This is a genomic window from Streptomyces reniochalinae, assembly GCF_003323735.1.
GTDB lineage: Bacteria > Actinomycetota > Actinomycetes > Streptomycetales > Streptomycetaceae > Streptomyces > Streptomyces reniochalinae.
In genome coordinates, this window is sequence record NZ_QOIM01000024.1 from 166,289 (window position 1) to 186,321 (window position 20,033).

A 20,033-nucleotide genomic window follows, 5' to 3' on the forward strand; every position below is an offset into this window, starting at 1 on the left:
CGCGCGGCCACGAGACGACGGCCGGCTGACCACGGGATGACGGACCGCGAGGAGGCCGACGGCGAGGTGACGGACCGGCCCGCCAGTGGGGTCGCACGCGCCTGCGGCCCGCCGGCGGCGTCACGGGCGGGCGGCCCGGTCCGCCGGCGCTGTCAGTCGGTGAGCCAGCGGCGCAGCCGCTCCTCGCATCGGGTGATGAGCGCGATGTCCACCCGCTCGTCCCTCTTGTGGGCGAGTTTCGGGTCGCCGGGACCGTAGTTGACGGCGGGCACGCCCAGCGCGCTGAAGCGGGACACGTCGGTCCAGCCGTACTTGGGGCGCGGACGGCCGCCGACGGCGTCGAGGAAGGCGCGGGCGGCCGGGTGGGAGAGGCCCGGCAGGGCGCCCGGTGAGCTGTCGTCCACCTCGAACTCGTCCACGCCGCATCCGGCGAAGACCTCGCGCACGTGGTCGAGTGCCTGCTGCTCGTCGCGGTCGGGCGCGTAGCGGTAGTTGACGGTGACGGTGCACAGGTCCGGGATGACGTTGCCCGCCACGCCGCCTTCCACACGTACGGCGTTGAGGCCTTCGTGGTACTCCAGGCCGTCGATCACCGGCCGCCGCGGCTCGTAGGCCGCCAGCCGCCGAAGGATCGGGCCCGCCGCGTGGATGGCGTTGGCGCCCATCCAGCCGCGTGCCGAGTGCGCACGGACGCCCCGGGTCCGCAGGTGCACCCTGAGGGTGCCCTGGCAGCCGCCCTCGACCTCGGCCTCCGAGCCCTCCAGCAGGACGGCGAAGTCGCCGGCCAGCCAGTCGGGGTGGGCGTCTGCGATGTGGCCGAGGCCGTTGAGGTGGGCGGCGACCTCCTCGTTGTCGTAGAAGACGAACGTGAGGTCGCGGTTGGGTTCGGGCACGGTCGCCGCGATGCGCAGCTGCACGGCGACGCCGGACTTCATGTCGCTGGTGCCGCAGCCCCACAGCATGCCGTCGTCGTCCAGCCGGGAGGGCAGGTTGCCGGCGATCGGGACGGTGTCGATGTGCCCGGCCAGGATGACGCGTTCCGCGCGGCCGAGGTCGGTGCGGGCGACGACGTTGTTGCCGTGCCGCGTCACCCGCAGGTGCGGCAGCCCGCGCAACGCCTCCTCGACGGCGTCCGCCAGCGCTTTCTCGGTTCCGCTCTCGGAGGGGAAGTCCACCAGCCGCGCGGTGAGCCGGGCGGCGTCCTGCTGGAGGTCGAGTGCGCTGTCGCTCATGGGGCCACCCTACGGTGGACGCGCCGCGCCGCGCGGTGTGCCCGGGCGGAACGTCCTGTCTGTTCCAGCGGCTACCTTGGTGCGCGTGCCCCTCTTCGGATCTGATCCCTCCTCGCGCGCGCCCGCACGCACCAGCCGTGCGACGGGCCGCGGCATGCTGCTGCGGATCTCTGTGGCCTGCGTCGTGTTGCTCACCGTGGTCGCCTACGTGGCGGTGCGCGGGATGACGGGCGAGGACGCCGCGGTGTGCACGGCCCGCTCCGCGGGCGGCGGCGCCGACGGCTCGCGGGACGCGCCGTCCTACCGGCTCAAGCCGGTGCAGGCCGCCAACGCGGCGACGATCGCCGCGGTGGCCTCCCAGCGAGGGCTGCCGGGCAGGGCCGTGACGATAGCGCTGGCCACCGCCATACAGGAGTCGCAGCTGCGCAACATCACCCACGGGGACCGGGATTCGGTCGGCCTCTTCCAGCAGCGTCCCTCGCAGGGCTGGGGCACGGTCGCGCAGATCGGCGATCCCGTCTACGCGGTGGGCAAGTTCTACGACCACCTGGTCGACATTCCCGGGTACTCGCGGCTGCCGCTGACCGTGGCGGCCCAGCGGGTGCAGCGCAGCGGCTACCCGCGGGCGTACGCCAAGCACGAGACGAACGCGGCCTTGCTCACGGCCGCGCTCACCGGCCGGGAGGCCGCCACCCTCACCTGCACGGCGGGCGCCCGCAAGAAGGGCGAGAGCGGCGATCCGGCACGGGTACGGGAGCGGCTGACCCGGGAGTTCGGGCGCGACGTGCTCGCCGACGGCACCGGCAGCCTCGGCACGTCCGCCGCGGGCGGGGGCAGCGCGCACGGCGTGCGTCCGGCGGGGCACACCGAGGCCCAGCCGGCGGTGTCGGTTCCGGCCAAGGGCCGTCGCCAGGGCTGGGAGCTGGCGCACTGGGCGGTCGCCAACGCCGAGGGGCTGCACATCACCCGGATCTCGTACGGGGGACGCGAGTGGAGCGCGGGCCGGTCCAGGGAGGGCTGGCGCTCCACGGGTGAGGGCGACGCCAAGGGCGGCGCCTCGCGGGGTCCCGTGCGGCTGCTGCTCGCCGCCGGTCACTAGTACCCACGCTCACCCGCGGGAGGGAAGCCGGTCCACCGCGCGGGCGCGCGGTCGCTCGGGTGACGGTCACCGCGAGGGGTGAACACGAGCGGGCGAACGCCGCTGGCAGCGTGCCGTTTCGACTTCTCCGGTACAGGTCAACCCCCGGTGATAAATGCCCAGTTTGAGGGCTCACGCGGCAAACCTGGTTTGCCAATCCTTTACCCTCGCTTCCCGCAACCTCCACGGCGCTCAGGACGATAGGCACAGCGTCTGACCGGGCGACCCCGGCTGACACGCCAAGAACCCCTCTCCGTCAAAGGAGCACCATGTCCCTCCCCCTCACGCGCCGGATCGCCCGCACCGCGCTGCTGACGGCAGCCGGCGCTGCCACCGTCGTCGGCGCTGCTGGTGCCGCGAGCGCCGTGGAGCTGCCGGCCGCCCCGGTCGGCGGTCTCAGCAACCTGGACGGCGAGGGCGTCGGCAACACGCTGGACAAGACGGCCCGCGACACCACCGAGCTGGCCGGCGAGGCCGGCGGCAGCGCCGTCGAGAAGGCCGTGCCGGCCGCGGGGAAGGCCGTCGGCAGCACCGGCAAGACCGTCGCGCCGGCGGCGCAGTCCCTCGCGGGGAGCACCGCGGGTGAGGCCGGTGACCTGCTCGGCGACACCGCCTCCTCGGCGACGGGCAAGGGCCTGCCCTCCACCGGCAACCTCGGGGGCCTCCCCCTCGGTTGATGCGCGAGGCCGTGCGGACGCGCCCCTCGCCGCGCCGGCTGCTCACCGCTCGGACGAGTGGGTTTCGGCGCCCCCGAAACCCCGCGGGGCTCCTGCCCCCCGCTCCGCGATCCCGCGCCCGCACGCACGACAAGGGCCGCCCGGACATCCATGGCCGGGCGGCCCTTTCGCGTGCTCAGCGCTCGCGCGTGCTCAGCGCTCGCGCGTGCACAGTGGCACGCGTACGCGGCAACGCGCGTGCTCACGCGGTGAGACCGGCGGCCGGCTCAGCCCTTCAGCCTGCTGACCGCCGCGTTCACGCGCTCGTCCGTCGCCGTGAGGGCGACGCGCACATGGCTCTCGCCCGCAGGGCCGTAGAAGTCGCCGGGGGCGACGAGGATGCCCTGGTCCGCGAGGCCGCCCACCGTCTTCCAGCAGGACTCGTCGCGGGTGGCCCACAGGTACAGCGACGCCTCGCTGTGCTCGATGCGGAATCCGGCGGCTTCGAGCGCGCCGCGCAGCGCGGCGCGGCGCGCGCGGTAGCGGTCGCGCTGCGCGGCGACGTGGGTGTCGTCGCCGAGGGCGACGACGGTCGCCGCCTGCACGGGTGCGGGTGTCATCATCCCGCCGTGCTTGCGGATCTGGAGCAGTTCGCCGAGGACGGCGGCGTCGCCGGCGATGAACGCGGCGCGGTATCCGGCGAGGTTGGAGCGCTTGGAGAGGGAGTGGACGGCCACGATGCCCTCATGGCTGCCGCCGCACACGTCGGGGTGGAGGACGGAGACGGGGTCCGCCTCCCAGCCCAGCTCCAGGTAGCACTCGTCGCTGAGGACGAGGACGCCCCTCTCGCGGGCCCAGGCGACGACGGCGCGGAGCTTCTCGGCGGGAAGCACCTGACCCGTGGGGTTGGACGGGGAGTTGAGCCACAGCAGCTTGAGTCCGGCGGGGTCGAGTTCCAGCGGGTCGTCGTAGGCGACGTACTCGGCGCGGGCCAGCCGTGCCCCGACCTCGTAGGTGGGGTAGGCGAGCCGGGGGAAGGCGACCCGGTCGCCGGGGCCGAGGCCGAGCTGGGTGGGCAGCCAGGCCACGAGTTCCTTGGAGCCGACGACGGGCAGGACGTTGCGTTCCGTCATTCCGCGCGCCCCCAGGCGGCGCTCGCACCATCCGGTGAGCGCGTCCCGCAGCTCCCTCGTACCCCACACGGTGGGGTAGCCGGGGGTGTCGGCGGCTTCGGTGAGCGCTTGCCTGATCAGCGGCGGCACCGGGTCGACGGGCGTGCCGACGGACAGATCGACGATGCCGTCGGGGTGCCGGGCGGCGGTGGTCTTGTACGGCTCGAGCCGGTCCCAGGGGAAGGTGGGGAGGCGGTCGGAGACGGAGGGCATGGGGCTCACTTTCTGGGGGGGAACAGCCGCCTGGGGGGAACAGCCGCCTGGAGAGAACAGCCGCAGCAACGCCGCGGTCCCGTACGAGCGGACGCGTGGGACCGACGTACGGGACCGGGGGCCGAGGAGCCGCGGCGGGGCGGCTCGCTCGTCGTTCAGGCGACGTGGCTCACTCGTCGTGTTCCTGCGGCGGGAGCGCGGCGATGAGCGGGTGGTCCTTCTCGATCAGGCCGAGCTTGCTGGCGCCGCCGGGCGAGCCGAGGTCGTCGAAGAACTCGACGTTCGCCTTGTAGTAGTCCTTCCACTCCTCGGGAGTGTCATCCTCGTAGAAGATGGCCTCGACCGGGCAGACAGGCTCGCAGGCACCGCAGTCGACGCACTCGTCCGGATGGATGTACAAGGACCGCTGGCCCTCGTAGATGCAGTCGACGGGGCACTCCTCGATGCAGGCCTTGTCCTTCAGGTCGACGCAAGGCTCCGCGATGACGTACGTCACGCTGTCGTTCCTCCTCTTTAGGGCTGGCGGGCCGGTGCACCGGCTCCGCCGCGGGCGCGCGGGAGCGCTGTTTCGCTTCGGACGGCGGCGATGCCCACACCTAGTATCTCCGTTCCCGGACACAAGACGAACAGGAGGGGCGGATAGAGCTGTGGAATTCACCACTGGCGGACGCCTTGAGGTCCGCATCACCCCTTCCGACGTGGGAGAACGTGTGTCGGTGCGGTCGTTGACGGGCGCCGGCGAGCGCCGCGGGCGGTTCACGGACACCCTCGGTATTCTCACATCGTGGAACGGCGGCGTACTCGGTATCACGCGGCGCGATGGTAAGCACGTGGAGATCCAGGAAGCGTCCATGGTCGCCGGAAAGGTGGTACCCCGCACGCCCGCGCGCCGCCGGGGGATACCGGCGGCCGACGTGGCGGAGGTGGTCGCCGTGGCGGCCCGCGGCTGGCCACCGGCCGAGTCGCGGCGGCTGGGCGGCTGGACGCTCCGTGCCGCCGGCGGCTTCACCGCGCGGGCGAACTCGGTGCTGCCGTCCGCGGATCCCGGGCTGCCGCTGGACGACGCACTGGCCGAGGTCGCCGCCTGGTACGCGGAGCGGGGGCTGCCGGCCCGGATCCAGGTGGCGGCCGAGGAGCACGCGCTGCTGGAGCGGGAGTTGCGCGAGCGCGGCTGGACGGCCGAGCGGCCCGCGGTCGTACGGGTGGGCGCGCTCGCGCCGCTCGCCGACCGGGAGCCCGACACCCGCGTGCTGCTGCACCGCGAGCCGGACGCGCGGTGGATCTCGCTCTACCACCGCGCGGACGGCGGCGGGCTGACGGAAGCGGCGCGCGAGGTGCTGGGGGGCGGCCCTTCCGTGTGGTTCGCGACGGTGCCGGACGACCGGGAGACGAACGGCACACCGGCCGCGATCGGGCGGTGCGTGGTGGACGGCCGCTGGGCGGGGTTCGCGGGCGTCGAGGTCGCCTCCGCGCACCGCCGCCAGGGGCTGGCGCGGGCGGTCATGGCCGAGCTGGCGAGGGCCGCGCTGGCCGAGGGCGCCTCGGCCGCCTACCTCCAGGTGGAGCGGGACAACGCGCCTGCCCGCGCGCTCTACGACACGCTGGGCTTCGCCGACCACCACGCGTACCACTACCTGCGCGCCCCACAGGACTGACATGGCGACCGGAGACGGAACACAGGGGCCGGGCCCGGACGAGGGCGTGCCCGACGTGGTCAGGCAGCGGTTCGCCGAGGCGGCGCGGGAGGAAGGGCCCGATCTGGCGACGCTGTGCCTGCTGGTCGGCGCCGAGGCGGCGCTGCGCCGCGAGGGCGCAGCCCAGGACGCGGCCGCGGCCGAGCGGATCGTGGACCAGGGGCAGGCGGAGCTCGACCGGCTGGCCGGGCTGCTGCCGTACGAGCGCGGCCGCGCCCCCGCGGAGTGGGCGAACGCCCTGCGGCGGCTGCTGGGCGAGGAGCTCGGATTCCGCGGCGCCGCCCCCGACTACCAGCGGCTGGCCTCCTCGCTGCTGCCCGAGGTACTGCGGCGGCGGCGCGGACTGCCGATTCTGCTGTCGGTGGTCTGGACGGAGGTGGCGCGGCGTGCGGGTGCCCCGGTGTACGGGGTGGCGCTGCCGGGGCACTTCGTCGTCGGGTTCGGGGATCCGCGCGGGCACCACGTGCTGGCCGACCCGTTCGCCGGTGGCGGCCGGCTGGGCGAACAGGAGCTGTCCGTGATGGTCGCCGGGGCCACCGGCGGGGCGCCGCTGTCGACCGCCTCCTTCCAGCCCGCGGGGGCGCTGGAGACGGTGCTGCGGGTGCTGAACAACATCCGTGCCTGGGCCGCCCGCCGACCCGAGCAGACGGGCGTGCGGCTGTGGGCGGTCGAACTGTCCCTGCTGCTGCCGCACCATCCGGGCAGACTCCGCTTCGAGCGTGCGCAGTTGCTGGTGGAGCGGGGGGAGTTCGCGCGGGGCGCGGAGGAGATGGAAGGTTACGCCGACGTCGTCGCGGCGATGGAGCCGAACGCGGCGGAGAACATCCGCCGCGCGGCCCGCGCGGCGCGGGCCCGGCTGAACTGACGGTGCGCGGGCGGGCATACGCCGGCGGGCGGACGTCTCCGCACGGCCGGGCGCGCCGGCCCGTGGCCTGCCGCGCGCGCCGCTACAGCCAGCCCCGGTCGCGGGCGATGCGGGCGGCCTCCGTGCGGTTGCGCGCGCCGGTCTTGTGGATGGCCGTGGACAGGTAGTTGCGGACGGTGCCGTGCGTCAGGTGCAGCCTGGCCGCGATCTCGGCGTTGCCCGCGCCCTCGCGTGCCGCGCCGAGCACGTCGCACTCCCGTTCGGTCAGCGGGCTGGCGCCCTGTGCGAGGGCCGCGGCGGCCAGTCCGGGGTCGATGACGCGCTCCCCGGCCAGCACCCGCCTGACGGCGTCGGCGAGTCGGGCCGCGGGCGCGTCCTTGACCAGGAAGGCGTCCGCGCCCGCCTCCATGGCCCTGCGCAGGTATCCCGGCCTGCCGAACGTGGTGAGGATGACGACCTTCAGGTCAGGGTGGTCGAAGCGCAGCCCCTCCAGCGCGTCCAGGCCGCTTCGGCCCGGCATCTCGATGTCGAGCAGGGCGACGTCGGGACGGTGCTCGGCGACCGCGTCCGGCACCTCGTCGCCGCGCCCGACCTCGGCGGCGATCTCGATGTCCGGCTCCAGGCCGAGGAGCGCCGCGAGTGCCTCGCGGACCATGACCTGGTCCTCGGCCAGCAGCAGTCTGATCACGCGCATCAGGGTAGCGAGGGCACCGTGGCCCGCAGTGTGAAGCCCCCGCCGGGCCCCGCTGAGGTCGTCAGGGACCCGTCGACCAGCGCCAGCCGCTCCCGCAGTCCGTTCAGCCCGTTGCCCGCTCCGGCGCCTGAGGGCCCCTTCCCGTCGTCGCTGACGGTCAGGTGCAGCACGGAAGCCTCGCCGGTGCCGAACGCGACCGTGCAGCGCCTGGCGCCGCTGTGCCGTACGACGTTGGTGACGGCCTCGCGCAGCGCCCACGCCAGCGCCCCCTCGGTTTCGGAGGCCAGCGGGCGGGGCGGCGCGCTGTGGGGCAGTGCGGCGGTGATGCCCGCCGTGTCGAGTGCGGTGCGGGCACCGGCCAGTTCGACGGCGAGGGTGGGGCGCCGGTAGCCGCTGACCGCCTCGCGTACGTCGACGAGCGCCTGCCTGCCGACCCGTTCGATGTCGGCGACCTGTTCGGCGGCGCGCTCGGGGTGCGCGGGCAGCATCCGCCCCGCGAGCTCGCTCTTGAGGGTGATGAGGGACAGCGAGTGCCCCAGCAGGTCGTGCAGGTCGCGGGCGAGCCGCAGCCGCTCCTCGCTGGCCGCCAGTTCCGCGACGGCGGCCCGGGCCCGGCGCAGCTCGCGCATCGTGCGCACGGTCTTGCGAGCGGACATCAGCGCGAATCCGCCCAGTACGGCGGGGATCACGAACGAGGTCCACGGCCCCCACCACGGCCGCGTCCCGAAGCCGGTGCCGATCACCGCCATCGCCAGCACGCACGCGCCCACGCTCCAGGCGGCCCACGCCACCGGCAGCACCGCGCCGGAGGCGACCGCGACGTAGACGAACAGGACCAGCCAGTCGTGGCCGACGGTTCCGGACAGTGCGCAGGCGAGCGCGAAGAGGAGCGCCACCAGGGCGCGCACGGCCCGGCTGGGCAGCGGAGAGCTGGTGTGGCGGAAGACGAGCCCCGAGTAGGCGGCGACGAACCCGGCGAGCCCCACGCTCCCCCACACGGTGGCGCCCGTGCCGAGCCGGCCGGACCACAGGTCCGCCAGCGGTCCGCCGAGGAAGACCATCCACGCCAGGATCATGAGCCCCTTGCCGAGCTTCTGGCGCCTGGTGACCGGTGGCTCCGCGACAGCCGCGAACCGGCGTCCGCCCTCGTCGGGCACCGAGCCGCCCTCCTCCCCCACGGTGGCGCCGCTCACGGCTGGGCCCCTGCGGCGGTCTCGGCCATGTCGCGGCTCCTCCTCCGGTGCGGGGGCTACGGGCGGCGCACGCGCGGCCGCCGGTTGTGTGCGGCGTACGGCTCACGCCTTGCGGGTGTCCCTGCGGTAGAGCCAGGCCGCCGCTGAGGCGAAGAGTACGAGATAGCCGGCCAGCAGTCCGACGTCCCCCAGGTGGGGCGCATGGCCTACCTCGACCGCCTGGCCGAGCGCCGTGTAGGCGTGGGTGGGCACCCACGCGCCGATGTCCTGCACCCAGCCGGGGAGGCTGGAGCTGGGCAGCCACAGCCCGCCGAGGAACGCGAGCCCGAAGTAGAAGAGCATGGTCAAAGGCCGCACGGCGTCCCCCGTCGCCAGGTAGCCGATGGCCACGCCCAGCGCGGCGAAGACGAAGCTGCCCGCCCAGGAGCTCAAGCCGACGGCCACCCACTGCCAGGCGTCGAGCCGCACGCCCATCGCGACGGCTCCGGTGAGCAGGACCAGCAGGATGGACGGCAGGCTGACCGTGGCGGCCGAGGCGATCTTCGCCGCCACGTAGCCGCGGCCCGGCAGCGCCGTGAGCCGCAGCTGCCGCACCCACCCGGCCTCCCTCTCCCTGGCGATGCGCTCGCTGTTGCCCATCAGGACCGCGGTCATCGCCCCGAAGGCGGCCATCGCGACCATGTAGTAGAGGCTCAGGTCGATGTCGAGTCCCGGCATCGTGGTGTGGGAGTTGCTGCCGGCGATCAGCACGTAGAGGGCCGGCGGGTAGATCACCGAGAAGAACATGAACTTCTTGTTGCGCAGCGCGCGCGTGATCTCCAGCCGGATGAGGGTCTTCACTTGGCGGCCGCCTTCCGGTGCGGGTGCGGGGAGGAGTGGGTGGTCGCGGGGGCGGGCTCCGCGCCCGGGTGGGGCGCGTCAGCGCGGGCGGTGAGGGCCACGAACGCCTGCTCGAGGCCGAGGGCGGTGACCTCCAGGTCGCGCGGGTAGAGGCCGAGGGCGTAGGCGGCGTGCACGGTGGCGTCCGCGTCGGTCGAACGCAGCCTCACCACGGCACCGGACAGCTCCACTTCGGTGACCCCCGGCAGAGCACGCAGCTGCGCCTCCAGGATGCCGTCGGGCACCGCGTCCAGCGTGAATCCGACCCTGCGCACGCCCGCCATGGCCTTGATCTCGGCCGCGCTGCCGTCGGCGAGCAGCCGCCCCCGGTGCAGCACCAGCACCCGGTCGGCGACCTCGTCGGCCTCCTCCAGGTAGTGGGTGGCGAACAGCACGGTGCGGCCCTGCGCCGCCTGGGCGCGCATCGCGGACCAGAAGGAGCGCCGTGCCGTGACGTCCATGCCGGTGGTGGGCTCGTCCAGGACGAGCAGGTCGCTGTCCCCCGCGGTCGCGAGCGCGAACCGCACCCGCTGCTCCTGGCCGCCGGACAGCTTGCCGACCATCCGCTCGGCGATGCCGGTCAGTCCGGCGTCGGCGAGCACCCGTTCGGTGGGGTGGCCGCGCGGGTGGAGCGCGCAGGCGAGCGCGACGAGTTCGCGGACGCGTACGCCGTCCATCAGCCCGCCTGACTGGAGCATCGCGCCCACCCGTCCGTCGGTGACCGCCTGCCGTGGCGTGGTGCCGAACAGCCGCACCCGGCCGCCCTGGTCGGGGTTGCGCAGCCCGAGGAGCAGGTCGAGGGTGGTGGACTTGCCCGCCCCGTTCGGGCCGAGGAGGGCGACGGTCTGCCCGGGCCGGAGGCTGACGGTCAGCCCGTCGAGGGCGCGGACGCTCCCGTAGGTCTTGCCGGCTGCGGAGAACTCCACGGCGGGTGTGGTGGCCTGCGTCGATGTCATGTTCCCAGCCTCGCGGCGGGGAGGGGGCGGGCGGCAGTGCCGACGGTCGCGTCCTTCGGCTGACAGATGTCACACCCCGCGGATGACACGCGGCCCCCGGCGCACGACCAGGCGCCCCGCCGGTGCGGCGGGGCGCCTGGTCGTGCTCGGGTGCCGCCTCAGCGGCGGCGCGGTGCGGCCTGGGGCGACGGCCTCACTGGGAGACAGACCCCGGCACCTTGGCCACCCGCTGCCCGGGCTGTGGCGGCGCCTTCTCGTTCAGGGCCTTCACCATGGCGGCGGCCGCGTGCTTCGGCGTCATCTTGACCGTGCCGGCGCCTGCCTTTATCACCACGTCGTCGAAGGCCGACCCGTAGGTCGCCGCCAGCTTCTCGGTGTCGATGACCGGCTGGAGCGTTCCGCTGCCGCCGGGGCGCATCGTCAGGAAGGTACCGAGCGTCTTCTGGCTGAAGGGCACCTTCACGTCGCCCGCCTCCAGCCAGACCCAGCCGGACATCGCGGTCCGCCCGAACCCCTTGACCGCCTTGTCCAGATCGGCCTGGGTCACCTTCGGCTCGTGTACCGAACCCGGCAGCTCCACCGGCTCGTTCTTGCCGGTGACGGCCCGCTGCTCGAACGCCTGCTCAAGCGCGTCGGGCGCCTTGGCGATGTCGACGACCTTGTGCGGGGATCCCTTGACCGCGACGGCCTTGCCGCCGGTGAACTTCACCATGCCCTCGGAGGGCGACGCCGCCTCGGCCTTCTCGACGAGGGGCCCCAGCGCCGAACGCACCTTCGCGTCGTCCACCTTCACGGCCGCCTCCGCCTCGCGGGACTGGCCGAACAGGGAGCCGATGACGGAGACCGGGTTGTAGTCGCGGCCCGCGGCGGCGCGCACCGTCGCCTCGTTGTCCAGCGTCACGCCCGCCACGCTCGGCTTGAGCTTCTGGCTGCCGCCGCTCGTCTTGATCGTGAACGGTTTCTTCGTCCGCTCACCGAGCGCGGAGTCCAGCTTGTTGACGGCCTCGTGCTTGCTGAGACCGCCGATCTCCACCCCGAGGACCGTCGTGCCCTTGGGCACGTCCGCGTGGTCCAGGAGCAGCCCCGTGCCGTAGGCCACGCCGAGTACGCCGACGACCGCGACGCCCGCGAGGACCAGCTTCGAACGGCCGCCCTTGCGTGCCGGTTTCGCGGCCTTGGCCGCCTGCGGGGCCGCCGCGCCACCTGTGGGCGCGGGCGAGGGGGACGACGCCCCCTGGCCCGGGGCCGCCGGGCCGCCCGTGCCGCCGTCGGTGCCGACCTGCGGGACGCCGCTGACCATGGTGTCGCTCGAGCGCCGCTCACCGTCGGGACCCGCCGCGGGGCCGGGGCCGCCGGTGCCGGCGTCGTCCGCGCCGCCCGGCGCGAACGTGCCCGGGCCCGTGCCCAGGCCGAGCGTCGAACTGACCGGCGACTCGCCGGCGGGAGCGCCGGGGCTGCCGGGGGACGAGGGCGCGCCAGGGGCCGGGGGGGCGCCGGCGCCGGGAACGGCCGGGATTCCGGCCGGTGGTGTGCCCGAGGGGCCGGAACCGGGGGCGCCGGGACCGGAGTCGGCGCCCTGTCCTGGGGCGCGGTGGGTGCCGGTATCGTCGTGGCCGTGCCCCGCGGTCGTACCCGGGGCCCGCTCACCGAACGGGTCAGGCTTCGAGGTGGCGCCGTCGGGCCGCTCCCCCAGGCCGAAGGCGTCCAGCCCGGAGGCACCGCGCTCCGGGGCGCCGCCCTGACCCGGTCCAAAGGGCCCGTTCGCACCCGGCGGCCGCCCGGCCGCGGGTCCGCTGCCGGCGCCGAAGAACCCGTCCGCGCCGAAGTCCCGGCCGGGTCCTGAGGTCTGTCCGGGCCCCGGGGTCTGGCCCGCCCCGTACGCCTGGCCGGGGTCCGTGTCCGGGGCGGCGAGCGGTCCCGGGCCCGTGCCGGACGGCCCGGGACCCGTCATGTCGCCGGTGACCGGGCCGGTCGTCGGCCCCGCGGGCGCGCCGGAGCCCACCTGCGGGACGCCCTCTGGAGGCGTGTCCGCCGGGCCGGGCAGCCGGTGCGTGCCGGTCGTCTCGGGCGTGGGACCGCCGGGGCCGCCGCCGGAGGCGGACGCGGGCGGCGCACTGCGCGGGGGCTTGCGCGGGGAGAACCAGTCGCTGGTCTGCTGGGTGAAGCTCCCCTCGGGCTCGGCGGCCCCGTCGCCCTGCGCGGAACCGGAGTTCGCACCGGCCGAGGGACGGCCCTCGGCGCCCGCGGGTCCTGTCGCTCCCCCGGACGCGCCCGACCCGCCCGGGGCGGCGGCCGCGCCGCCCGGCGCGGCGGTCCCGGGCGGTGGCGGTCCGGCGGGGCCGGGCGGTGGCGGCGGCGGTCCGCCGCCGGTCGCGCGCTTGCCCGCGCCCAGGTCGGGAGCGGACGCGCCGCCCTTCGTACTGCCCTTGTCGGCGCCGCCGGGCTTGCCGCCCTCGTTCTCGTCGCCGACCGGGGTGCGCATCACCACGGGTGGGATGGGCCGCGACCCGGGGATGTTGATGCGGATGCGGGTGGTGAGCGTCGTCTCGGTCTTCGGCTCGTCCGGCTTCGACCCGGCTGCCGGATCGGTTCCCCGGCCCTCCTGGTCCGCGCCGGAGCCCGAGGTGCCGTACGGCTCCGTCCCCGAGGGGTACGACGAACCGCCGCGCCGCTTGGGCCCGGAGGACGAACTGTCAGTTTCACGACTCAAAGCAGGTACTCCCGGATGGATTCGCCGTCTTCCCGTTGGCCCGAAGGCGGCTCGCCGGCGCGCACCACTGTACTGGGGGCACGCGGCAGGGGCCCCGCGACCACCGAATCGGCCCGCCGGCGCCCCTCTCAGCGGTTCTTGTGCACCGGAACGGGGGGCGCGGGCAGGGCGATGGTGGTACACATCACAGCTGCGAGCATGCCGCCGAACAGGTAGACGTAGCCGGCGAGTCCCGCGGCGAACAGGAAGTCGCCCTCGGACCGTGCGGTCGTCATCAGCAGGACGGCGACCACCCAGCCGGCGCCTGGTGCGGCCGCGCCCGGCTTGGTGCGGCACAGTTTCGCGCCGCCCCAGAAGAGTCCGACGGCGGCGGCCAGCGCGAGCAGCAGGCCGAGGGGGAACCAGGCGCTCTGCACGAGGACTCCGGCGGCGCCGGTCAGCAGGCCGAGTACGGCCAACGCCGCGTACACGGCGAGGCGGGCGTTGCGTCCGCGCGGGTAGGCGCCCTCCGCCTGGGGGGCCGGGGCCGCCGTGCTCACGCGTCCACCCCCGCGAAGAGGTCGTCGAGGCCCGCGGGCGCGGGGTCGCGTTGGGCGCGATCGGCGCGTTGGAAGTACTCGGTGCCGATGAGGGGCTGGCCGAGCCCGTTGGAGAGCGCGAAGAAGGGGCCGCGCGAGGTCTCGCGTACGGAGACCTGGGTCTCGTGGGCCGCCATGGCCGCCGCCTTGTCGGCGAGGTGGGCGCGGGCGTCGATCGTGACGTCGACCTCGTCGGCACTGTCGACCACGCCGGGGACGTCGTCGGGCTGCGCGAGGCCCGTGTCGCCCAGGAAACCGGGGAAGGGGAAGACTTCCCCGTCGGCCGTGGCCGCCCGCAGCCGGGCGAAGCCCTCGTCGAGGACGGGGCGGGGGACGACGTTCCAGTAGACGCGCCGTACCCGGTGCGGCTCGCCGCCGCCGCGGCCGCTCTCGGCGGCGGCGAGCTGGACGGCGCGCATGGCCACGCGGTGGGCCTTGATGTGGTCGGGGTGGCCGTAGCCGCCGTCGGGTCCGTAGGTGACGACCACCTGGGGGCGCACCTCGCGCAGCACAGCGGCGAGCAGGCGGGCGGCCTCGTCGAGGTCGGCCTGCCAGAAGCACCCGGGGCGGTCGTTGGTCGGCGCGCCCATCATGCCGGAGTCCCGGTAGCGCCCCCGGCCGCCGAGGAAGCGGTGGTCGGTGACGCCCAACGCGCGCATGGCGGCGGCGAGTTCGCCGATGCGGTGCGGGCCGAGGGTGTCGTCCTGGTCGGGCGCCAGGTGGGCGAGCCCGTCCGGGATGACCTCGCCCTCCTCACCCAGGGTGCAGGTGACAAGGGTGACGTGCGCGCCCTGAGCCGCGTACTTGGCCATGGTGGCGCCTGTGGTGATCGACTCGTCGTCCGGGTGCGCGTGCACCAGCAGCACACGGCGCCGGGGGGCGGCCGGCGAGCCGGGGGCCGCCCCTGGGGGAAACGCAGCGGTCATGCCCCGAGCCTACGACGGGCACGCCACCGCCCGGCGAAGCGAGGGGGAGGAGGAAGGGGACGGGGGCCGAGGGAGTCGAGACAGGGGTCCGGACGTGGGGCAGGGGCGCGGCGTCCTCAGAATTTGAGCTGGCCGATCATCCCGGCGACGTTGGAGGTCAGGTCGGTGATCGTGGGAGCGACCGAGGAGCTGGCGAGATAGAAGCCCAACAGCATGCAGATCACCGCGTGTCCGGCTTTGAGCCCGGATTTCCTGACGAGCAGGATGACGATGATCGCCAGCAGCACCACCGCCGAAATCGAGAGTGCCACGGCGGCTCACCTCCAAGTACGCACGGTCGGTTCGGGATCTTCTCGGGTCACACGGACACGGCGGCGCGCCTCCGGCACGGAGGAGCCACCGGCTTCATACCCAGCACCCACCATGCGCAACGGATCATAATTATCCGGGCCACCGCACGGCTCGGTGCACGGGTGCAGAGGAGGGGCGCATATTCATATCCAGCCACCCGCCGACGACCTGACCATCGTCCCGGGGGGCCTGCGGACCGGATCACAGCCTGGCGCGGGCGCGGTGCTCTCGGGCGCGTGCGCAGTACGGTCAGCCGCATGGCTACGACTTTCCCGCAGCAGCACGCCCGTACCCACAGATTCACACTTGGTGCCCCGAGGTCCTTCACTGTCGCCCCGGACGGCTCACGAGTTGCCTTCCTTCGCTCCCGCGACGGCTTCGACCTGACCCATCTCCTCTGGGTGCGGGAGGTGGCGAGCGGCGAGGAGCGTATCGCCGCCGATCCCGCGGCTCTCCTGGGCGGGGCGGCGGAGGAGCTCTCGGCCGAGGAGCGGGCCCGGCGCGAGCGGAGCCGGGAGGGCACGGCCGGTGTGGTCGGATATGCCACTGACACCTGCGTGGAGACGGCGGCCTTCGCCCTCTCGGGCCGCCTGTTCACCGCGGACCTGACCACGGGGCAGGCGCGCGAACTTCCCACACCGACCCCGGTCGTCGATCCCCGCCCCTCGCCCGACGGCCGGTACGTCGCCTACGTGACGCGGGGGTCCCTGCGGGTGGTCGCCGCGTCCGGCGGGGACGACAGGGCACTGGCCGAGCCGGAGTCGGAGACGGTCACCTGGGGCCTGGCGGAGTTCGTCGCGGCGGAGGAGATGTCCCGCACCCGCGGCCACTGGTGGTCGCCCGACTCGGACCGGCTGCTGGTCGCGCGCGCCGACGACGCGCCGGTGACCCGCTGGTCCATCGCCGACCCGGCCAACCCGCACGGCGAGCCAGCCCGCGTCGCCTACCCGGCGGCCGGTACGGCGAACGCCGAGGTCACCCTGCATCTGCTGGGGCTCGACGGGACGCGGCGCCAGGTCGGCTGGGACCGCGAGCGCTACCCGTACCTTGCCCGGGTCCACTGGTCCACGGGCGGACCGCCCCTGTTGCTCGTGCACAGCAGGGACCAGCGCCAGGCCGCGTACCTGAGCGTGGACGTCGAGACGGGTGAGACGTCGGTCACACTCACCGAGGAAGATCGAATCTGGCTGGAACTCTTCGGCGGCGTACCGGCGTGGGCGCCGGACGGCGCCCTGGTGCGGATCGTGGACGAGGGCGCCGACGGTGCGGACGGGAAGAGCGCACGGGTGCTCATGGCGGGCGCACGACGGCTCACCGACGCGCGGCTGCACGTACGGGCCGTGCTGGACGTGGGCTCCGAGGACGTCCTGCTGACCGCCTCCGAGGGGGACGGCGGCGATCCCTCCCGCCGCTCGGCACCGGGCGACCTCGGGGTCTACCGGGTACCGCTGGCCGGTGGCGAGGCCGTACGGGTCACCGACCCCGAGGACGACGGCCGGGGCCCCCGGCTGTCCTCCGCCGTGCGGGGCGGCGGGACCCTCGTGCTCTCGACGGCTGGACTCTCGCGGGCCGGAGCGCGGACCGTGCTGCTGCGCCAGGAGGACGGGAAGCGGCTGGGCACCCTCGACTCGCACGCCGAACGGCCCGTGCTGACCACCGCGCCCCACCTGCTGCTCGCCGGCGCACGCCGCATCCCCGCCGCCGTGGTCCTGCCCACCGGCTACCAGGACTCCGACGGGCCGCTGCCCGTGCTGATGGACCCCTACGGCGGTCCGCACGGCCAGCGCGTCGTCGCCGCGCACAACGCGCACCTGACCGCCCAGTGGTTCGCCGACCAGGGCTTCGCCGTGATCACGGCCGACGGGCGCGGCACCCCCGGACACAGCCCCGCCTGGGAGAAGGCCGTCTCGCGCCGGCTCGCCCCGGTCACCCTCGACGACCAGGTCGAGGCCCTGCACGCGCTCGCTGCCGAGTTCCCCCTGGACCTGACACGGGTGGGCATCCGGGGCTGGTCCTACGGCGGTTACCTCGCGGCGCTGGCCGTGCTGCGGCGGCCCGACGTCTTCCACGCCGCCGTCGCCGGCGCCCCGGTGACCGACTGGCGGCTGTACGACACGCACTACACCGAGCGCTACTGCGGCACCCCGCAGGAGAACTCCGAGGTGTACGCGGACTCCTCACTGATCACCGACGAGGGGCTGTCCCACGTGCCGGAGGAGAGCCCCCACAGGCCGATGATGATCATTCACGGGCTCGCCGACGACAACGTGGTCGTGGCGCACGCGCTGCGGCTGTCCTCGGCTCTGCTGGCCGCGGGACGGCAGCACGAGGTGCTGCCGCTGTCCGGGGTGACCCACATGGCGAGCGACGCCACCGTCGCGGAGAACCTGCTCCTGTTGCAGGTCGCCTTCCTGAGGCGGTCGTTGGGCCTGGCGGGCTGAGCCCGTCCGGGGCGCCGCCGCGACAGCCTCCGCGGCGGTGCGCCGGAACCGTGAGTCGAGCGGCTCAGCGCGTCTTCGCCGTTCCGGCCGAGGTCTCACCGGCCCCGCCCTCGTGCTCCCGCAGCGCCTTGTCCAGCACGATGTCCTCCCCGCGGGCCTCGGTCGTCGGCTCCTCGGGGAAGTGGCAGGCCGTCAGGTGGCCCTGCGTGTTCCCGGGGATCTGGACGAGCGGAGGCTCCTCGGTGGCGCACTTGTCCCGGGCCTTCCAGCAGCGGGTGCGGAAGCGGCACCCCGAGGGCGGGTTGATCGGCGAAGGGACGTCGCCCGCCAGGCGGATGCGCTCGCGGGCGCCGCTTGCGGACTGCCCGTCCTCGTGGAGCACGGCCTCGGGGACCGCCGAGAGCAGCGCGTGGGTGTAGGGGTGGCGGGGGCGGTTGTAGATCGCCTCCCGCTCCCCCACCTCGACGATCTTGCCCAGGTACATCACCGCGACCCGCTCCGAGAAGTGGCGCACGATCGCCAGGTCGTGGGCGATGAAGACGAAGGCGATGCCCAGGTCCCGCTGCACCTGCTGGAGCAGGTTGACGACCTGCGCCTGGATGGAGACGTCCAGCGCGGAGACCGGCTCGTCCGCCACGATCAGCTTCGGCTCCAGCGCCAGGGCGCGGGCGACGCCGATGCGCTGGCGCTGGCCGCCGGAGAACTCGTGCGGGAAGCGGTTGTAGTGCTCGGGGTTGAGGCCGACGGTCTCCAGCAGTTCGCGGATCCGCTTCTCGCGCCCGCCGGGCGGGTCGATGCCGTTGACCTCCATCGGGCCGCCGATGATGGAGCCGACCGTGTGCCGCGGGTTGAGCGACGAGTACGGGTCCTGGAAGATCATCTGGATCTCGGAGCGGATCGGCGCCATCTGCTTGCGCGTGGCGTGGGTGATCTCCTGCCCCGCGTAGGTGATCGTGCCGCCGGTGGGCTCCAGCAGCCGGGTCAGCAGACGCCCCGTGGTCGACTTGCCGCAGCCCGACTCGCCGACGAGGCCGAAGCTCTCGCCCGCGTGGACGCCGAGGTCGATACCGGAGACGGCCTGGACCTCGCCCACCTTCCGCTTGAAGGGGAAGCCCCCCATGATCGGAAAGTGTTTGGCCAGGCCCTCCGCCTTCAGCAGCGGCTCGCCCGTGCGGGCGGGGACCGCGTCTCGCGGTGCGCCCGCGCCCGGCTCGGTCAGGGTGAGGTCATCGCTCATTGGTCTGGTGCTCCCTCTGCCTGTCCTAGCCCAGCCTGGGCTTGATCTGCTCGATGAAGAACGTGCGCTTCTGCTCGGCCGTCAGGTGGCAGGCGGAGCCGCGCCCGTGCGGCAGCAGCGGCCGGTCGCCGGTGCAGGACCTGCCGGCGACCTCGTCCTGGTAGCCGCAGCGCGGGTGGAAGGGGCAGCCGGGCGGCGGGGACAGCAGGCTCGGCGGCGTGCCGTGGATGGGCGACAGCTCCTCGTTCACGTCGCCGGTCAGCCGCGGCATCGAGGTCAGCAGGCCCCAGGTGTAGGGGTGCTCGGGGCTGCGCAGCACCTCGCCGACCGTGCCCCGCTCGACGGCGCGGCCGCCGTACATCACCAGGATGTCGTCGGCGACGTTGGCGATGACGCCGAGGTCGTGGGTGATGAAGACGATCGCCGAGCCGAACTCCTGCTGGAGGTCCTTGAGCAGGTCGAGGATCTGTGCCTGGACGGTCACGTCGAGGGCCGTGGTGGGCTCGTCGGCGATCAAGAGGTCCGGGTTGCACACCAGCGCCATCGCGATCATGGCGCGCTGCCGCATACCGCCGGAGAACTGGTGCGGATAGTCGTGGACCCGCGTCTTCGGGTTGGGGATGCCGACCTTGTCGAGCATCTCGACGGCCCGCAGGTGCGCCTCCCGCTTGGAGACCCCCATGTGCTTGCGGTACGGCTCGGCGATCTGCCGCCCGATCGTGTAGTACGGCGACAGCGCGGTCAGCGCGTCCTGGAAGATCATCGCCATCTTGTTGCCGCGCAGCGACTCCAGCGTCTTCTCGCGCGCGCCCGTCAGCTCCTGGCCGTCCAGCAGGATCTTGCCGGAGACGTCGGTCGTGCGCGGGTTGTGCAGGCCCAGGATGGACAGGTTGGTGACCGACTTGCCGGAGCCGGACTCGCCGACGATGCCGAGGGTGCGGCCGCGCTCCACGTCGAAGGAGAGCCCGTCGACGGCCTTGACGGTGCCGTCCTCGGTGTCGAAGTGCACGTACAGGTCGCGCACCGAGAGGAAGGCGCTCGTCTCGTCCGCGTCGCGCGGGGCGGGGACGTCCGCTTCCTTGGTCAGGGAGTTCATGG

18 protein-coding genes are annotated in these 20,033 nt (G+C 74.1%); 5 read left to right on the forward strand and 13 right to left on the reverse strand.

The features are described from left to right. Window positions 1-152: 152 nt before the first annotated feature. Window positions 153-1,232 (reverse strand): succinyl-diaminopimelate desuccinylase, encoded by a 1,080-nt coding sequence (dapE, locus tag DQ392_RS06195; protein WP_114014452.1) that lies wholly within the window; start codon window positions 1,230-1,232, stop codon window positions 153-155. 154 nt (window positions 1,233-1,386) lie between these two features. Here dapE and DQ392_RS06200 point away from each other — a divergent pair, with 154 nt between their 5' ends. Both DQ392_RS06200 and DQ392_RS06205 read left to right on the forward strand, forming a co-directional pair. Beyond that, window positions 1,387-2,331: a VldE C-terminal domain-containing protein gene (locus tag DQ392_RS06200; protein WP_114014555.1), complete on the forward strand. Its 945-nt coding sequence runs from the start codon at window positions 1,387-1,389 to the stop codon at window positions 2,329-2,331. 308 nt (window positions 2,332-2,639) lie between these two features. Then, a complete protein-coding gene (locus DQ392_RS06205; protein ID WP_114014453.1) occupies window positions 2,640-3,047 on the forward strand; it encodes an ATP-binding protein in 408 nt (135 codons plus the stop codon). 266 nt (window positions 3,048-3,313) lie between these two features. Here the strand turns inward: DQ392_RS06205 and dapC are convergent, their stop codons facing one another. Continuing rightward, window positions 3,314-4,411, reverse strand: a complete 1,098-nt coding sequence (dapC, locus tag DQ392_RS06210) for a succinyldiaminopimelate transaminase (RefSeq protein ID WP_114014454.1) — start codon at window positions 4,409-4,411, stop codon at window positions 3,314-3,316. A 169-nt stretch (window positions 4,412-4,580) separates the two neighbouring features. Further along, the gene (gene fdxA, locus DQ392_RS06215; RefSeq protein ID WP_016469573.1) at window positions 4,581-4,907 is read right to left on the reverse strand and encodes a ferredoxin; all 327 of its coding nucleotides are present in this window, start codon (window positions 4,905-4,907) and stop codon (window positions 4,581-4,583) included. Between the two features lie 151 nt (window positions 4,908-5,058). Between fdxA and DQ392_RS06220 the strand changes: the two genes are divergently transcribed. Then, on the forward strand, window positions 5,059-6,066 hold the full coding sequence (locus DQ392_RS06220; RefSeq protein WP_114014455.1) for a GNAT family N-acetyltransferase: 1,008 nt from the start codon (window positions 5,059-5,061) through the stop codon (window positions 6,064-6,066). 1 nt (window position 6,067) lies between these two features. Then, window positions 6,068-6,970 (forward strand): transglutaminase-like and tetratricopeptide repeat-containing protein, encoded by a 903-nt coding sequence (locus DQ392_RS06225; RefSeq protein ID WP_114014456.1) that lies wholly within the window; start codon window positions 6,068-6,070, stop codon window positions 6,968-6,970. A gap of 82 nt (window positions 6,971-7,052) precedes the next feature. Here the strand turns inward: DQ392_RS06225 and DQ392_RS06230 are convergent, their stop codons facing one another. The 8 genes from DQ392_RS06230 to DQ392_RS06265 form a co-directional block, all read right to left on the reverse strand. Continuing rightward, window positions 7,053-7,664 carry a response regulator transcription factor gene (locus tag DQ392_RS06230; RefSeq protein WP_181856296.1) on the reverse strand — a complete coding sequence of 204 codons (612 nt, stop codon included), beginning with the start codon at window positions 7,662-7,664 and terminating at the stop codon, window positions 7,053-7,055. Further along, window positions 7,664-8,857: a sensor histidine kinase gene (locus DQ392_RS06235; RefSeq protein WP_245981213.1), complete on the reverse strand. Its 1,194-nt coding sequence runs from the start codon at window positions 8,855-8,857 to the stop codon at window positions 7,664-7,666. Before DQ392_RS06235 ends, DQ392_RS06230 begins: the two co-directional genes overlap by 1 nt. A gap of 102 nt (window positions 8,858-8,959) precedes the next feature. After that, entirely contained in the window at window positions 8,960-9,697 is a 738-nt protein-coding gene (locus tag DQ392_RS06240; RefSeq protein ID WP_114014457.1) for an ABC transporter permease, read from the reverse strand. Beyond that, window positions 9,694-10,692 (reverse strand): ABC transporter ATP-binding protein, encoded by a 999-nt coding sequence (locus DQ392_RS06245; RefSeq protein ID WP_114014458.1) that lies wholly within the window; start codon window positions 10,690-10,692, stop codon window positions 9,694-9,696. The genes DQ392_RS06240 and DQ392_RS06245 overlap by 4 nt, the downstream gene beginning before the upstream one ends. A gap of 193 nt (window positions 10,693-10,885) precedes the next feature. Then, window positions 10,886-13,402 carry a hypothetical protein gene (locus DQ392_RS06250; protein ID WP_114014459.1) on the reverse strand — a complete coding sequence of 839 codons (2,517 nt, stop codon included), beginning with the start codon at window positions 13,400-13,402 and terminating at the stop codon, window positions 10,886-10,888. A gap of 128 nt (window positions 13,403-13,530) precedes the next feature. Further along, entirely contained in the window at window positions 13,531-13,941 is a 411-nt protein-coding gene (locus DQ392_RS06255) for a DUF6113 family protein (protein WP_114014460.1), read from the reverse strand. After that, entirely contained in the window at window positions 13,938-14,906 is a 969-nt protein-coding gene (gene mshB / locus DQ392_RS06260) for an N-acetyl-1-D-myo-inositol-2-amino-2-deoxy-alpha-D-glucopyranoside deacetylase (RefSeq protein ID WP_114014461.1), read from the reverse strand. The genes DQ392_RS06255 and mshB overlap by 4 nt, the downstream gene beginning before the upstream one ends. 116 nt (window positions 14,907-15,022) lie before the next feature. Beyond that, a complete protein-coding gene (locus tag DQ392_RS06265) occupies window positions 15,023-15,217 on the reverse strand; it encodes a DUF2304 family protein (protein ID WP_114014462.1) in 195 nt (64 codons plus the stop codon). Between the two features lie 297 nt (window positions 15,218-15,514). Here DQ392_RS06265 and DQ392_RS06270 point away from each other — a divergent pair, with 297 nt between their 5' ends. Beyond that, complete coding sequence (locus DQ392_RS06270) at window positions 15,515-17,698, forward strand: S9 family peptidase (RefSeq protein WP_114014463.1); 2,184 nt, start codon at window positions 15,515-15,517, stop codon at window positions 17,696-17,698. A gap of 64 nt (window positions 17,699-17,762) precedes the next feature. Here DQ392_RS06270 and DQ392_RS06275 read toward each other — a convergent pair whose 3' ends face one another. After that, window positions 17,763-18,935 (reverse strand): ABC transporter ATP-binding protein, encoded by a 1,173-nt coding sequence (locus tag DQ392_RS06275; RefSeq protein ID WP_114014464.1) that lies wholly within the window; start codon window positions 18,933-18,935, stop codon window positions 17,763-17,765. 25 nt (window positions 18,936-18,960) lie between these two features. After that, entirely contained in the window at window positions 18,961-20,031 is a 1,071-nt protein-coding gene (locus DQ392_RS06280) for an ABC transporter ATP-binding protein (protein WP_114014465.1), read from the reverse strand. Window positions 20,032-20,033 lie beyond the last annotated feature (2 nt).

Bases quoted from the DNA above. Each gene is read 5' to 3' on its own strand.
- dapE (WP_114014452.1), bottom strand. From the start codon at position 1,232: ATGAGCGACAGCGCACTCGACCTCCAGCAGGACGCCGCCCGGCTCACC.
- DQ392_RS06200 (WP_114014555.1), top strand. From the start codon at position 1,387: ATGCTGCTGCGGATCTCTGTGGCCTGCGTCGTGTTGCTCACCGTGGTC.
- DQ392_RS06205 (WP_114014453.1), top strand. From the start codon at position 2,640: ATGTCCCTCCCCCTCACGCGCCGGATCGCCCGCACCGCGCTGCTGACG.
- dapC (WP_114014454.1), bottom strand. From the start codon at position 4,411: ATGCCCTCCGTCTCCGACCGCCTCCCCACCTTCCCCTGGGACCGGCTC.
- DQ392_RS06225 (WP_114014456.1), top strand. From the start codon at position 6,068: ATGGCGACCGGAGACGGAACACAGGGGCCGGGCCCGGACGAGGGCGTG.
- DQ392_RS06230 (WP_181856296.1), bottom strand. From the start codon at position 7,664: ATGCGCGTGATCAGACTGCTGCTGGCCGAGGACCAGGTCATGGTCCGC.
- DQ392_RS06245 (WP_114014458.1), bottom strand. From the start codon at position 10,692: ATGACATCGACGCAGGCCACCACACCCGCCGTGGAGTTCTCCGCAGCC.
- mshB (WP_114014461.1), bottom strand. From the start codon at position 14,906: ATGACCGCTGCGTTTCCCCCAGGGGCGGCCCCCGGCTCGCCGGCCGCC.
- DQ392_RS06270 (WP_114014463.1), top strand. From the start codon at position 15,515: ATGGCTACGACTTTCCCGCAGCAGCACGCCCGTACCCACAGATTCACA.
- DQ392_RS06275 (WP_114014464.1), bottom strand. From the start codon at position 18,935: ATGAGCGATGACCTCACCCTGACCGAGCCGGGCGCGGGCGCACCGCGA.
- DQ392_RS06280 (WP_114014465.1), bottom strand. From the start codon at position 20,031: ATGAACTCCCTGACCAAGGAAGCGGACGTCCCCGCCCCGCGCGACGCG.